14 protein-coding genes and 1 pseudogene are annotated in these 13,517 nt (G+C 69.1%); 10 read left to right on the top strand and 5 right to left on the bottom strand.

Going from position 1 to position 13,517, the window contains the following annotated elements:
- Positions 1-127: 127 nt before the first annotated feature.
- From E0H75_RS42935 to E0H75_RS06780, 3 genes are all read left to right on the top strand, one after another.
- A complete protein-coding gene (locus E0H75_RS42935; RefSeq protein ID WP_165553486.1) occupies positions 128-298 on the top strand; it encodes a hypothetical protein in 171 nt (56 codons plus the stop codon).
- Complete coding sequence (locus E0H75_RS06785) at positions 295-1,017, top strand: hypothetical protein (RefSeq protein ID WP_131512277.1); 723 nt, start codon at positions 295-297, stop codon at positions 1,015-1,017. The genes E0H75_RS42935 and E0H75_RS06785 overlap by 4 nt, the downstream gene beginning before the upstream one ends.
- 119 nt (positions 1,018-1,136) lie before the next feature.
- Positions 1,137-1,853 carry a hypothetical protein gene (locus tag E0H75_RS06780; RefSeq protein ID WP_131512275.1) on the top strand — a complete coding sequence of 239 codons (717 nt, stop codon included), beginning with the start codon at positions 1,137-1,139 and terminating at the stop codon, positions 1,851-1,853.
- Here the strand turns inward: E0H75_RS06780 and E0H75_RS06775 are convergent.
- Positions 1,850-2,587 carry an ArsR/SmtB family transcription factor gene (locus tag E0H75_RS06775; RefSeq protein WP_131512273.1) on the bottom strand — a complete coding sequence of 246 codons (738 nt, stop codon included), beginning with the start codon at positions 2,585-2,587 and terminating at the stop codon, positions 1,850-1,852. The two genes, E0H75_RS06780 and E0H75_RS06775, sit on opposite strands and share 4 nt — an antisense overlap.
- A gap of 65 nt (positions 2,588-2,652) precedes the next feature.
- Between E0H75_RS06775 and E0H75_RS06770 the strand changes: the two genes are divergently transcribed.
- The gene (locus E0H75_RS06770) at positions 2,653-3,846 is read left to right on the top strand and encodes an MFS transporter (protein ID WP_131512271.1); all 1,194 of its coding nucleotides are present in this window, start codon (positions 2,653-2,655) and stop codon (positions 3,844-3,846) included.
- On the opposite strand, the gene E0H75_RS06765 is transcribed toward E0H75_RS06770, so the two are convergent.
- Together E0H75_RS06765 and E0H75_RS06760 are read right to left on the bottom strand one after the other, a co-directional pair.
- Complete coding sequence (locus E0H75_RS06765; protein ID WP_202872841.1) at positions 3,767-4,675, bottom strand: alpha/beta fold hydrolase; 909 nt, start codon at positions 4,673-4,675, stop codon at positions 3,767-3,769. The genes E0H75_RS06770 and E0H75_RS06765 overlap by 80 nt on opposite strands.
- 148 nt (positions 4,676-4,823) lie before the next feature.
- Positions 4,824-6,371 (bottom strand): serine/threonine-protein kinase, encoded by a 1,548-nt coding sequence (locus E0H75_RS06760; RefSeq protein ID WP_238162871.1) that lies wholly within the window; start codon positions 6,369-6,371, stop codon positions 4,824-4,826.
- Positions 6,372-6,432: 61 nt separating this feature from the next.
- On the opposite strand from E0H75_RS06760, the gene E0H75_RS06755 reads away from it, so the two are divergent.
- The 6 genes and pseudogenes from E0H75_RS06755 to E0H75_RS06735 all read left to right on the top strand — a co-directional run bounded on the left by E0H75_RS06755 (position 6,433) and on the right by E0H75_RS06735 (position 12,298).
- Positions 6,433-6,993: an RNA polymerase sigma factor gene (locus E0H75_RS06755; protein WP_131512269.1), complete on the top strand. Its 561-nt coding sequence runs from the start codon at positions 6,433-6,435 to the stop codon at positions 6,991-6,993.
- A gap of 57 nt (positions 6,994-7,050) precedes the next feature.
- Complete coding sequence (locus E0H75_RS06750) at positions 7,051-8,289, top strand: MFS transporter (RefSeq protein ID WP_131512267.1); 1,239 nt, start codon at positions 7,051-7,053, stop codon at positions 8,287-8,289.
- Positions 8,290-8,334: 45 nt separating this feature from the next.
- Positions 8,335-9,339 carry a dihydroxyacetone kinase subunit DhaK gene (gene dhaK, locus E0H75_RS06745; RefSeq protein ID WP_131512265.1) on the top strand — a complete coding sequence of 335 codons (1,005 nt, stop codon included), beginning with the start codon at positions 8,335-8,337 and terminating at the stop codon, positions 9,337-9,339.
- A 2-nt stretch (positions 9,340-9,341) separates the two neighbouring features.
- Positions 9,342-9,962 (top strand): dihydroxyacetone kinase subunit DhaL, encoded by a 621-nt coding sequence (gene dhaL / locus E0H75_RS06740; protein ID WP_131513099.1) that lies wholly within the window; start codon positions 9,342-9,344, stop codon positions 9,960-9,962.
- Positions 9,959-10,369, top strand: a pseudogene (gene dhaM / locus E0H75_RS44825) (dihydroxyacetone kinase phosphoryl donor subunit DhaM); the annotation flags it as partial. The gene dhaL and the pseudogene dhaM, both read left to right, overlap by 4 nt.
- A 21-nt stretch (positions 10,370-10,390) precedes the next feature.
- On the top strand, positions 10,391-12,298 hold the full coding sequence (locus E0H75_RS06735; protein WP_337589499.1) for an HPr family phosphocarrier protein: 1,908 nt from the start codon (positions 10,391-10,393) through the stop codon (positions 12,296-12,298).
- On the opposite strand, the gene E0H75_RS06730 is transcribed toward E0H75_RS06735, so the two are convergent.
- A complete protein-coding gene (locus E0H75_RS06730; RefSeq protein WP_131512261.1) occupies positions 12,277-12,933 on the bottom strand; it encodes a cupin domain-containing protein in 657 nt (218 codons plus the stop codon). The genes E0H75_RS06735 and E0H75_RS06730 overlap by 22 nt on opposite strands.
- Positions 12,930-13,487, bottom strand: coding sequence for a GNAT family N-acetyltransferase (locus tag E0H75_RS06725; protein WP_131512259.1), 558 nt, complete (start codon positions 13,485-13,487; stop codon positions 12,930-12,932). Before E0H75_RS06725 ends, E0H75_RS06730 begins: the two co-directional genes overlap by 4 nt.
- Positions 13,488-13,517 lie beyond the last annotated feature (30 nt).

The raw sequence follows: 13,517 nt of genomic DNA, 5'->3' as shown, positions 1-13,517 counted from the left end.
CACGCGGGACGCTACGGTCGCCCCGGAGGGGTGTCAAGACCTCGTTGAAAGGATTCAGTTCGGGCCGGTGCGAAAACCGGATCACACGTTTTGGGTCCCTGCCCGGGTCGCCTGAGAAGATGAGGATGTGTCCGCGACCGCCTGCGCCCGACCGGTCAGCCCGCCGTACGCTCCGCGGCCGGCCGGACGCTGCAGCCTGCCCTCGAACCCACCCACCGGCAACCCGCGGGTCCCGCCGTACGACGCCCTCCTCGACGCCACCGAGCAGGCGCCGAACCGCGGATCGGTGGGCCGGTGAAACGTCCGATTCTGGTCATCGTTCTGCTGCTGATCACGGTCCTCGGGGCGGCCGGCGGCTACTTCGCCGGCGATCGCTGGGACATCCCGGCGGCGACGGCCTCCGGTGAGGCGGCCCCGCTCGGTCAGGTGACACCGGCCGGGCCTACCCCGTCGCAGACACCGTCCGATCCGCCGCTGCCGGTCAAGACTCCGGTGCCCAACACGATCCCGCCGCTAGAGACCGACCTGAGCTTCCGGCGGCGTACCTTCACGGTCTCGCCGAAGGACTACCAGTCGGTGCAGATGGCGATCGAGGTACCGGACGGCTGGCACTTCAAGACGGACCCGAAGCGTCCGGCCGAGGTCAAGTACCTCGATTCCCGCAACGAGCGGGGTGTCCGGGTGGAGGCGAACCGCCCGCCGATCCCCACCAAGGACGCGCTGGCGGGCCTCGTCATCGACCTGAAGAAGAGCCTGCCGCCGCAGGACGACCTGCGGATCCAGTCCCAGACCACCGAGCAGATCGTCGGCGACGACGACCAGATGCGGACGGTCTCGACGCTGGTCTACACCTACATTCCGACCGACACCCTGCGCTACGTGATCGTCCGCTGGGTCTCGACCAACGGCGACGACCTGGCCAACGTGGAGATGAGCATCACCGGCCTGCCCGACGACTCGCCCGCGCTGGACGAGGTCCTGCTGAGGGCCACCCAGTCGGTCCGCGAGACCGGCTGAGCCGAAGGTCTGCTGCCCCGCCGGCAGCTTTTTCATGGAATCGTTACCGGGCTGCTGCAACCTTGTGGCGGGTTGAAGTGTCATTGAAGTAGGGCTTCGAGTGGGGAGGTGAGGCAGGCGTGGCTCGTCGGGGGACGGTTGGCGCCCTGCTGGGATCCGGGCTGGTGGTGATCACGGCCCTCGGAGGCGCGGGCGGATACGGGGTCGGACTGCTGATCGGCGAGGCGCAGCCCGCGGTGGCGTCCGGCGCGGCGGCTCCACTCGGGACCGCATCACCGACGCCGTCGGGGACACCCACACCCGCGGCGCCGACGCGCACCCCCAAGCCCGACAACAGGCCTGCGCTGCAGGCGGACGACATCAGCTACAAGACCCGGTCGTTCACCGCGGAGCTCGTGGTCAAGTCCCATGTCAGCGCCCGGGTGCCGTACAACTGGCGGATCACCCAGCCCGATCCGCCGAACTACGCGCGGTTCACCGATCCGACGTCGAAGCGCTGGATCCGGATCGAGGCGGGCTTCACCATCAGCCGTCCCCCGGCGGCGTCGATGGCCGCGCGGATCAAGGACCTCAACACCCTGGACAAGAACCAGTTGCTGACGATCGTTTCCCAGCAAGTGGAGGACGACCAGGCCACGCTCGCCTACACCTACCTTCCGCCCGAGTCGCAGACGTCCGAGGGGGTGATCCGGTACGTCATCGTCCGCTGGGTCGCCGACGACAGTGGCCTCTGCGCGATCGAGATGAGCTCGACCGGTCTCCCGCAGGACAAGGACGCGTTGCTCGACGTTCTCGACCACGCGTCCAAGAGCGTCGTACGCCGGGACACGCCCTAACCGAGCAGGTCAGCCAGAGCGTGCCGACCGGCATCCGTGAGGTCGACTGCGCGCTGTCGGGGCCTCCGACGTACCCAGTCCCGTTCCAGTGTTGCGTTGGCGACCATCGCGCCCAGGCGACCGGCCAGGTGATGCCGTTGCTCACTCCAGTCGACGCAGAACCTCAGCAGCCGTCGGCCAGATGCCTTCTCCGACAGGTCGACACCCAGCTCGCCGAAGACCTCGGAAGCCGCAGGACCCAACGCGTACGGCCCATCCGGTAGCTGCTGCGCCAGTGGATCCTCCGGCCGACGGTCCGTGCCGGTGCCGCCGTCAGTCCGCACCAGTGCCTCACGCCGTACCAGGCCTTCGAGCAGGGCAACGCCCAGCCGACCGGCCAGGTGGTCGTAGCAGGTGCGCGCCTCGCGGAGTGCCGCGGCGCGAGTGCTCTGCCGGAGCGAGTTGATCGGCTGCGGCTTGGCGATGCGTGCCACTGCCTCCACCGCCGCGGCCACCTCGGGACCAGCGAGCCGGTAGTACCTGTGCCGCCCGGAGCGCTCCATCTCCAGTAGACCGCCATCCAGCAGCTTGTGGAGGTGTGAGCTGACCGTCTGCGGTGACACACCGGCCTCGGTGGCGAGCAGGGACGCAGGGAGCGCCCGGCCGTCCGCCAGCGCCATCAGCACCTTCGCGCGAGCGGGCTCAGCCAGCAGTGCGGCCGCGCGGGCCACATCCGCATCCCCGGTGAACTCCATGTCTCCATGCTCACACCGTCACACTTCGACGCAACCCGAAGTGATTCGATGCGAGGTTGGAACACATGCTTCTCGCCCTCCTCTGCGTCGGGATCTTCCTGGTCCAGCTCGACGTGACCGTAGTCAACGTTGCGCTTCCGGACATCCGGATCGACCTCGGTACGACGCTCGCCGGACAGCAGTGGGTCGTCGACGGCTACATGATCACGCTCGCCGCGCTGCTCCTCGTCTGCGGCGCACTGGGCGACCGGATCGGTCACCGGCGCGTGGTGCTCGCAGGTCTCACCGTGTTCGGTTTGGCCTCGCTCGGCTGTGGTGTGGCTCCGACCATCGAGCTACTCGTGGCGGCGCGCGCAATACAAGGCATCGGCGCCGCTCTGCTCCTCCCCGGCACGCTGGCCGTCATCACCGACCGGTACGTCGACCGTGCGGCAAGGGCTCGTGCGGTCGGCATCTGGGCCGGCGCCGGAGCACTCTCGCTGCCGTCCGGTCCGCTGCTGGGCGGTGCGCTGGTCAGTGGCCTCGGATGGCGGGCTGTGTTCCTGATCAACCTCCCGATCATCGCCGTAGGCCTGCCACTGGCCTTCCGCCTGATCCCCCAGCATCAATCGGCCCGGCAAGGCACGCGGAGCCCACTCCGCATCGGCAAGGACTTCGTCGGTGCGAATGTCACCGCCGGCCTGATGAATCTGGTCGGTCTCGGCACAGTCCTCGTACTGACGCTGTATCTCCAGGAACACCTTGGCCACAACGCGTTCCGGGCCGGTCTCGAGCTCATCGCGTTGTTCCTGCCGCTCTCCGTACTCGCTCCGGTGTCCGGCCGCATCACCGCCCGCTACGGTCCTCGACTGCCCATGACCATCGGTCTGGTGCTCGGAGCAGCCGGATCGGCCTGCCTGCTGATAGTTCACGGCGGCTACCGCGAGCTCATACCCGTAGAGCTCGGCCTCGGCATCGGCATGGGTTTCCTCACCGCCGCCGTCGTCAACGCAGCGGTCGCCTCACTGCCGCCCGACCGCGCCGGCTTCGCCAGCGGCGTCAACAACACCTGCCGGCAGGCATTCGGTGCCATCGGCATCATTCTGTACGGCGCGATCGTCGGCAGACCGGCCGGCATGATCACCGGCCTCCACACCCTCGCCTACATCGGCACCAGCCTGTGGCTGGTCGGGCTGGCCATCACCTGGCTGACCGTACATCCCCACGCAGAAAGGGCATCAACCGATCGAGTGTCTCGGCCGGAGCCTCTTCGGCCATGAAGTGCCCGGCTGGAATCGGCGCTCCCACGACCTCGTCCGCCCACTCCCGCCAGATCGCGATCGGATCGCCGTACCAACTGACCACCGCACCCGACGGGTCCCACAACGCCAGCACCGGACAGCCGATCCGCCGTACGCCGCGATCGGCCGTGTCGTGCTGGTGGTCGACAGTCGCCGCGGCGCGGTACTCCTCGCAGATCGCGTGCACGGTGGCAGGATCGCGGAAGTGGCGCACGTACTCGTTCCGGACCTCTCGCGGGAACACGTCGGCCGCGGACCAACTGTCCAGGCAATGCTGCACGAACAGCTCAGGTTCCTGCGCTATCAGGCGTTCCGGGATCGGCTCCGGCGCCGCCAGGAACGACCAGACCCAGTACCCCAGCGCGAACTCCTTGTCCGCCCGGTCGAACGCATCCCCGGTCGGCACAATGTCCAGTACGGCGAGCCTCGTCACGACGTCCGGGTGGTCGAGCGCCATCCGGTACGCGCACCGGGCACCCCGATCGTGACCGGCTACCGCGAAAGCGTCGTACCCGAAGGCTTGCATCACTTCGACCTGGTGCGTGGCCAGCTCCCGCATCGAGTGGGTGTCACCGGCCGTGCTGTCACCGAAGCCGGTCAGGTCGGTCGCGACCACGCTGAATTCCCGGGCCAGCGCTGGGGCGACGCGATGCCACATGACGTGTGTCTCCGGGAAACCGTGCAGCAGCAGGACGGGCGGTCCGTCGCCGCCGCGGCGGCCGTGGATGGTTGCCCCGGACACTGGTACGTCGAATGTCGTGAAACCGTCGAACACGCTGTACGCCGTACCCGAAGTCCGGTCAGTCAATCGGCCAGATGGCTCGGAAGATGGTGGAGCGGAGGCGGTAGAAGCCGCGACGGGTGGACTGGATCAGGGCAGGTGACGGCCGCAGCCGGTCGAACGCGAAACGCAACACCAGGGACTTCCTCGGGACCGAGCAGGACAGAAGCGCTCGTCAGCCGGTGAACGACACCGAGTGGGCGATCTCGAGGGCCTGGTCGCGGCCGTTGGCCGGTACCAGGACCTGAACGAGCATCGAGCCGGTGGTCCCCGTGTCCACGACTCGCTGCAGGAGCATACTGCCGCCGTCACCGCAGCCGGTGGAGAACCGCTCGGTCACCGCGGAACCGTTGACCGTCGAGGACTTGACCTCCTCGTCGGCGACGCAGCCGAACGACTTACCGCTACCGACCGACAGGCGGGCGACCTGCGCGTCGGTCATGCCGATGAAGACTCCGGGTGACCTCGTCGACCAGCTCGGGTCCTGGCTGACCCGGAGCGCCGGGTACGACAGCGTGGTGCCCGGCGGCTGCCAGTCCGCGTCGGCGACCGACTTCGCCCACCCCTTCGGCATCTCCAGGTTGACCCAGCCGTAGGAGAGCGGCACGACCTCGCGCCCGGACAGGTAGCGCTGCGCTCCGAACCCGGCCCCACCGCCCACGATCAGTGCCAGGACGGCAGCGAGCACCCATCGGCCTCGGTGCCGCTTCCGCTTCGGAGCAGTCACCGGCTCCGTGGCCGGCTCGACCGAGGCGACGGCCGGAGCGGTCTCCTCGGGCTGCTCGGGCGCCGGCTTGACGATCGTGGGCTTGTTGGCGTCGCTGAGGGCGGTCGTCTCGCTGTCGTCCGACGGGCTGTCGACCACGGAGGTGTCGCGGATGCCGTAGGACGCCGGCACGAATCCGTGCGTGGTCTCGTCCAGACCACCGACGAGCTCACGAGTGAACGACTGCACATCCGGCCAGCGCTTCTCCCGGTCCGGGTCCAGGGCCCGCACGATCGCGGCGTCGACCTGCTCGGGCAGCTCGAACCCGAGTGAGCTCGGCGGTGGCGGCGCCGCGACCCGGCCGGCCGCGCCGAGGCCGTCGAGCTGGTGGGGTGACCGCCCGGTCAAAGCGGCGTACGCGACTGCGCCGAGGGAGTACTGGTCGGCGCGCTGGTCCAGCCGCTCACCCATCGCCTGTTCGGGAGCGACGTACGACGGGGTGCCGCCGGGCATTGTGATCCGTGACACCTCGTCCAGCGACTTGCCGAGGCCGAGGTCGGACAGCACGGCCCGCTCGCCCTCGTCCGTGCTGCGGAACAGAACGTTCGCGGGTTTCACGTCGCGGTGCAGCAGACCGCGCCGATGCAGCGCCTGCAGGCCGCGGCCGACCTGGACGACGACGTCGACCGCCTCGACCATCGGCAGCGGCTGCTTCTTCAGCCGGTCGGCCAGGGTGCCGCGATCGGCGTACGTGAGCACGAGGAAGGGGCGGCCGTCGTCGAGTTCGCCGACGTCGTGCACCTGGACCACGTGCTCGGACTCGACCCGGCGCAGGAACCGGCCCTCCTCGAGGAACCGGCGGCGGACCGAGTCGTCGTGGCCCCAGTTGTCCGCGAGCACCTTGATCGCGACCTCGGCATCCAGTTGCTCATCGTGAGCAAGCCATACCGTAGCGAAACCGCCTGAGCCCAGGCGTCGGCGCACGACGTAGCGGCCAAGTCTGGTCGGGACCCCCATACAAGGCATTATGGATCACTGGGAGTCCCCTGCCGGGGGCGGAATGACAGCAAAGGCGCAGATGAGCGAGAGCACCAGCCCGACGGACGACCTCGGAGCCCTGGCCGAACGGGCCAAGGGGGGCGACAAGAACGCGATGGACGACCTGCTCAGGCTGGTCCATCCGCGGGTACTGCGCATCTGCCGCAGTGTGCTGCCGTACTCCGCGGACGCCGAGGACGCGGCTCAGGAAGCGCTGCTCAACATCGCGACCAAGATCCACACGTACTCCGGCCGGAGCAGCTTCTCCACCTGGGTCCACTCGGTCGCGGCGAACTCGGCCCGGTCGACGTACCGCAAGCTGAAGCGCACTGCCCAGGCCGCGCACAACCCGGAGGCGATGGAGAAGCCGGACCCCCGCACCACCAGCGTCATCGCCGGCACCCGCCTGGACCTGCTCGAGGCACTCGAGACGCTGGAGCGCGACCGGCCCCAGATGGTCACCCCGCTCGTGCTCCGCGACGTCTACGGCCTGTCGTACGAGGAGATCGCCGCCGAGGTCGGCGCCCCACTCGGCACGGTCAAGTCGCGCATCCACGACGCCCGCGAGGTCGTCCGGCCGCTCCTGCGCCCGAAGGACTGACTGCAGCAGGCTGCAAGTCGTCCGTAATTGACCTGGTATGGACCTAATCTCCCAGTTATGTCAGGTCGGGGGTTACTGCGCAACGGCGACTACCTCAAGCTGCTGAGCGGTCAGACGATCAGCTCCCTCGGCTCGGCGATGAGCACCTTCGTCTTCACGCTGCTCGCCATGGCCATCACCGGTTCTCCGGCACAGTCAGGTCTGGTCGGTGCGGCGTACGCCCTGGGTGCCACCCTGTCCTCCTTGCCGGCCGGAGCACTGGTCGACCGGACGAGCCGCCGGGTAGTGCTGATCAGCTGCGGCGTGACAGGCGCCGTACTGTACGGCTCAGTCGTTGTGGCCGGCTGGATGGACGACCTGACCATCTGGCACCTGATCGTGGTAGCCCTCGGCAGCGGCATGAGCACCGCCTTCTTCATGCCGGCCCAGAACGCCGCCCTCCGGCAGATCGTCCCGCCCGAGGACATCGGCACCGCGGTCGCCGCCAACCAGGGCCGTATGTACGTCGCTTCGCTGGCCGGTGCACCGCTGGGCGGACTGCTCTTCGCCGTCGGCCGCATGGTCCCGGTGGCGATCGACGCACTGTCCTACCTGGTGATGTCCGGTCTGCTGGCGCTGATCCGCCATCCACTGGGCGCTCCCGAAACCCGCGATGCCAAGCCCGAGCCGATGCTGCGCTCGATCCGCTCCGGTATCACCTGGCTATTCGCGCAGCCCGCCCTGCGCACGATCGCACTGGTCGCCACCGCACTGAACTTCGCGGCCAACGGGACAGTCCTGGTCCTCATCCTCGACCTCCAGCAGCGCGGCGTCCGGCCGTCCGTGATCGGGTTGCTGGAGACCGGCATGGGCGTCGGCGGCCTGCTCGGCGCGATCCTCACCCCGAAACTGCTGGCCATGTTCAGCACCGGCGCCATCGCGATCGTCGGCTCATGGATCGTCGCGTGCACGTTCACGGCGACCGCCTTCACCAGTGCACCAGCCGCACTGATCGTGCTGCTCTCCCTGGCGATGCTCCTGCTCCCGGCGCTCAACTCAGGTCTGTTCGGCTACCAGATGCTGATCACACCGGACCATCTGCAAGGGCGGGCGCAGAGTGCCGTCATGTTCCTCGCCACCAGCACCCAGCCGCTTGCTCCTGCCCTCGGCGGCGTGATGCTGGCGAGCTTCGGGCACCGGACCGCGGTGGGCGTTCTGGGCGCGATCCTCACCGTCGCGTCTCTTCTGCTCACGCTGAGCCGACCGATCCGGTCGATTCCGTTGCTGTCCGAGGTGAAGGCCGCGACCCCCGTGTGATCAGGGGGCTCCCGTTCCGGGCGGGCGTGTGCTCAGATGGGTGCCATGAAGAAGCTCATCAACGAACCTGGTGATGTTGTGAGTGAGGCGCTGCGGGGGATGGCGGCAGCGCATCCGGATCGGCTGCGGGTGGATCACGAGAACCGGATCGTGTACCGCAAGGACGCACCGAGGACCGGGAAGGTGGGACTGATCTCCGGGGGTGGATCCGGGCACGAGCCGATGCACGGCGGCTTCGTCGGGCTCGGGATGCTGGACGCGGCCTGCGCGGGTGAGGTGTTCACCTCGCCGGTGCCGGACCAGATGATGGCGGCGACCAAGGAGGTCGACGCGGGCGCCGGCGTACTGCACATCGTGAAGAACTACACCGGTGACGTGATGAACTTCGAGATGGCCGCCGAACTGGCCGCGGCCGACGCGGGCACCGAGGTGCTGTCGGTCGTCACCAACGACGACGTCGCCGTCCAGGACAGCCTCTACACCGCCGGCCGCCGCGGCGTCGGTGTGACGGTGCTGCTGGAGAAGATCGTCGGCGCGGCCGCTGAGGAGGGCCAGCCGCTGCAGCAGGTCGCGGACCTGGCCAAGAGGGTCAACGACAACGGTCGCAGCATGGGCATGGCGCTCACCTCGTGCACGGTCCCGGCGGCGGGCAAGCCGACGTTCGACCTGGCCGACAACGAGATGGAGGTCGGCATCGGCATCCACGGCGAGCCCGGCCGGCAACGGTTGCCGCTGGCACCGGCGAAGGAGATCGCCGCGATGCTGGTCGACCCGGTCGTCAGCGATCTGCCTTACCAGCAAGGCGATTCCGTGATCGCCTTCATGAACGGCATGGGCGGTACCCCGTTGATCGAGTTGTACCTGATGTACAACGAGGTGGCCCAACTGCTCGACCGCGCCGGCATCACCATCGCCCGCTCGCTGGTCGGCAACTACATCACCTCCCTGGAGATGGCCGGCTGCTCGGTCACCCTGCTGAAGGTGGACGACGACCTGGTACGCCTCTGGGACGCTCCGGTCAACACCCCCGGCCTACGCTGGGGCGCGTGAGCATGGGAGTCGACAACTTCGTCAACTGGCTGCGGGATGCTGCGGGGTCTTTGCACGACAATGCCGCGTACCTGACTGAGCTGGACTCGGCGATCGGTGACGCGGACCACGGGGCCAACATGGACCGTGGGTTCCGGGCAATTGTCGCGCTGCTGGACGAGACCAGCTTCGAGACGGTCGATGAGTTGATGAAGAAGGCCGGGATGACGCTGGTCAGCAAGGTCGGCGGGGCGAGCGGGCCGCTGTACGGCACGTTCTTCCTCCGCTTCGGGACCGCGCTGGCCGGCGCCGACCTGACTCCGGCGACGATCGGCGAGGCGTTCACGGCGGGCGTCGGCGGCATCCTCCAGCGCGGCAAGGCCGAGCTCGGTGACAAGACCATGTACGACGCCTGGGCGCCGGCTCTGGACGCGTACGACGCCGCGGTCGCGGGCGGAGCGGACCTCGCCGGTGCGCTCACCGCCGCGGCGGAGGCGGCCGCCAAGGGCCGGGACGCGACGGTCCCGCTGGTCGCGCGGAAGGGCCGCGCGAGCTACCTGGGCGAGCGCAGCGCCGGTCATCAGGACCCGGGGGCGACGAGCACCACACTGTTGCTGGAGTCGGCTGCCCGCACCCTCCCATGATCGGGATCGTGGTCGTGTCGCACAGCCACGCGCTGGCGAACGCGGCGATCGGGCTCGCCGCGGAGATGGTTGCTGCTGACAACCGTCCGGTGATCGCGGTCGCGGCCGGGCTGGACGCGACGACGTTCGGTACGGATGCGATGGCGGTCTCCGAGGCGATCACGACGGCGGACAGCCCGGACGGCGTACTCGTGCTGCTCGATCTCGGTAGCGCCGTACTGAGTGCGGAGCTGGCGCTGGAGTTCGTCGATCCCGACGTGGCTTCGCACGTGCGGCTGACGAGTGCGCCGCTCGTCGAGGGATTGGTGGCGGCGGTCGTCACCGCGTCCACCGGCGCCTCACTCGCCGCGGTCGCGGCCGAAGCCGAGCGCGGCCTGCTCGGCAAGCAGGATCATCTTGGCGGCGGCGGTGGCGTTGAGGCAGCTGCTGTGGCGGCCACTGACCAGACCGTGGAAGTTGTCGTAGGCAACGAGCATGGATTGCATGCCCGGCCCGCAGCGCGGCTGGTCGGGCTGGTGAACTCGTTCGATGCTGTCGTGACGCTGACCGATCTGGATACCGGGCGAGGGCCGATCGACGCAGGCAGTCTGAGTATGGTCGCCACCCTCAACGCCCAGCAGGGCCACAGGTTGCGAGTCGGTGCGAGCGGTCGGCAAGCCGCCGAGGTGCTGGCGGCGATCGGCGAACTGGCCGCCGAGAACTTCGGCGATGAGCCCACGGCCGCCGGGCAGACAGGATCGCGAGCAGCCGGCTCCCTCGCCAGTGGATCGGGGCTGGACGTTGCGATCGGGCCCGCGGTGATTGCCGGGGCGGGCGTGGACCTGAACGACTACGTTGCCGGTGGCGACGAGGCGGCGCGGCTTGACGGTGCGGTCGCGACTGTTGCTGAGGAGTTGGGGCGGCTTCGAGACGCGAGTCCGGAGCATGGAGGGATCTTCGAGGCACATCTCGCGTTGCTGAAGGACCGCAAACCGCTGGACGAGATTCGGGCCGCGATCGCCGCAGGTACGCCGGCACCCGTCGGCTGGAAGCAGACCTACGACGACCTGGCGAAGACGTTCGAAGGGCTGGACGATGCCTATCAGCGGGAACGCGCGCAAGACGTCCGGGCCGTTCGGGATCGGGTACTGCGGGCCCTGACGGGAGCGACCGTCGACGAAGCGGCTGACGGCGGGATCCTCGTCGTACCCGAGCTGGACGCCGCGACCGCGGCCACACTCGCCGCCGCCAAGGTTGCCGGGATCGCGGTGCGGGCGGCCGGGACCACCGGGCACGGGGTGATCGTGGCTCGGTCGCGCGGAATACCTCTCATCACCGGCATCGGCGACGTCGCCGTACCGGCTGGAGCAACGGTCGCTTTCGATGCACGGGCAGGCTCGTTCGAGGTCGCGCCGGACGAGGACGCGGTCCGGCGGACCATCACCGAGCGGCAGACCGAGCGGGAGCGCGCGATCGAGGAGGCTGATCAGCCTGCGACGACCGTGGACGGCAGGACGATCGCGGTACTGGTGAACGTCGGGTCGGTGCAGGATGCTGTGGAGGCGCGCGGAGCGGACGGGTCCGGGCTGGTGCGGACCGAGGTTCTGTTCGGCGATCGGCGTACGGCGCCGAGCGTCGACGAGCAGGCCGAGCAGTTCCGTGCGATCGCCCGAGCCCTGCAGGAGAAGCCGATCACCATCCGAACCTGGGACATCGGCGGCGACAAGCCGCTGCCGTTCCTGCCGCAGGACCAGGAGGCGAACCCGTTCCTGGGCGAGCGCGGCCTCCGCGTCTTCCGGCGCCGTCCTCAGCTGCTGCGGGATCAGCTCGAAGCAGTACGCCGGGTCGCGGCCGAGACACCGGTCCACGTGATGTTCCCGATGGTGACGACCGCCGACGAGGTCGCGTGGGCGCTGGACGAGCTCGGGCCGCGGCCCGATGGTTTGGAGGTCGGCATCATGGTCGAGGTCCCCGCGGCCGCACTCCGGATCGACACCCTCGCTGCCGGCCTCGACTTCGTCAGCATCGGCACCAACGACCTCACGCAGTACACGACCGCCGCGGACCGCACCAACACCGCGGTCGCGCCACTCGCCGACGGGCTCGATCCCGCCGTACTGCAGCTGATCGACCACGTGGTCAGGCGGGCCGGAGTCCGGGTAGCCATCTGCGGCGACCTCGCCAGCGATCCGCAGGCCGCCGTACTGCTCGCCGCTCTTGGTGTGGACGAGCTCAGTGCGGTCGGTCCGCAGGTCCCGCTGGTCAAGGAACGTCTACGGCACGCAGATCTCGGTCAGATCGACACTGCCGCCGTGCTGGCCGCCCGGGACGCCACTCAGGTGCGTGGCTTGCTGTAGTAGCGCAGCTCGACCAGGTTGAAGCCCGACGTGCGGGTCGGCTTGGTGGGCAGCGTGTAGGACTCGCCGGGCTCGAGGTACGTGACGTCCGGGTGCTCCAGGTCGAGGTCGACCACGAGAGCCGGGTACGCGCCGGTGTGCCAGGTGTAGGACTCGCCCGCATCAGGCGTGACGTGCTGCACGCGGACGTCGTCCTCGTCTACGACCACCTTCGCCGGGACCTCGCCCACCTGCTCGAACCCCGCCTCCGCGGGCACGCCGGCGACCAGGAAGTACGGATCGCCCGACGCCTCCTCGCCGAGGTCGAGAACCTCGATCAGCCGGTTCAGGTACGGCGTTTCGCCGTCGTTGGTGAGCATGTGGACCGGCGACACCGGCCGGTAGACCGAGCCACCGACGGTCTCGTTGAGCTGCCGGGCCGGGCTGCCGTCGAGCCAGTCCATGTGACACGGGGATGTCGACAGGCACAGGACGACGTACGGGTTGTGGTGCAGGTGCCAGCCCTGCGCCTCACCCGGCGCGAGCGAGACCTCCCAGACTCGGACCCGGGAGTTCTTCAGCAGGACGCGCGTACCGATCTCACCGAGGACAACCTCGGTGCCGTCGGGTGCGGCGACGGTGGTGCCTGCGGTCATACGGTCTTCTCCTTCACGGGCGGGTCGACTGGGCGTTCCATCGCGACCGCGCCGAGGACGACGCCGTCGGGCATGGGGAGTTCGGCGGATTCCACCTCGGTGAATCCGAAAGCCTTGTAGAGCGGTACGCCGGGCAGCGTCGCCATCAGCGCAAGTTGCGTGAAGCCCTCGGCCCGGGCGGCGTCGGTGCAGGCATCCAGGATCGCCCGGCCCAGGCCCCGGCGGGTCCAGTCGCTGCGGACGAACATCGCCCGGATCCGGGCCGGCTCGGTCGCCGGGTCCAGCAGCCGCGCGTCGGCTCCCGCCGTACTGGCGTTGAACAGCTTGTTCCGCCGGCTCCAGCCACCGCACGCGACGATCTCGCCGCCGGCCTCGTGCACGTAGTAGGTCCCGTCGTCGATCAGCGCGGTGTCCAGCGTGGTGATGTGCTCCGCGGCGCTGGCCGTCTGAGCGGGGTCGTAGTACGCCGGGAACAGCTCCCGCACAGAGGCACGCGCCAACTCGGCCACAGCGGGCCCGTCCGCCCGCACCGCGACCCGCAACACAGCCTCCACGCCTCACAGGCTAGGGCACGTCTCTCAATT

Source organism: Kribbella capetownensis (genome assembly GCF_004331485.1).
Lineage (GTDB): Bacteria > Actinomycetota > Actinomycetes > Propionibacteriales > Kribbellaceae > Kribbella > Kribbella capetownensis.
Note: the sequence above shows the minus strand (reverse complement) of the source record. Positions and strands in the feature narration are given on the sequence as shown.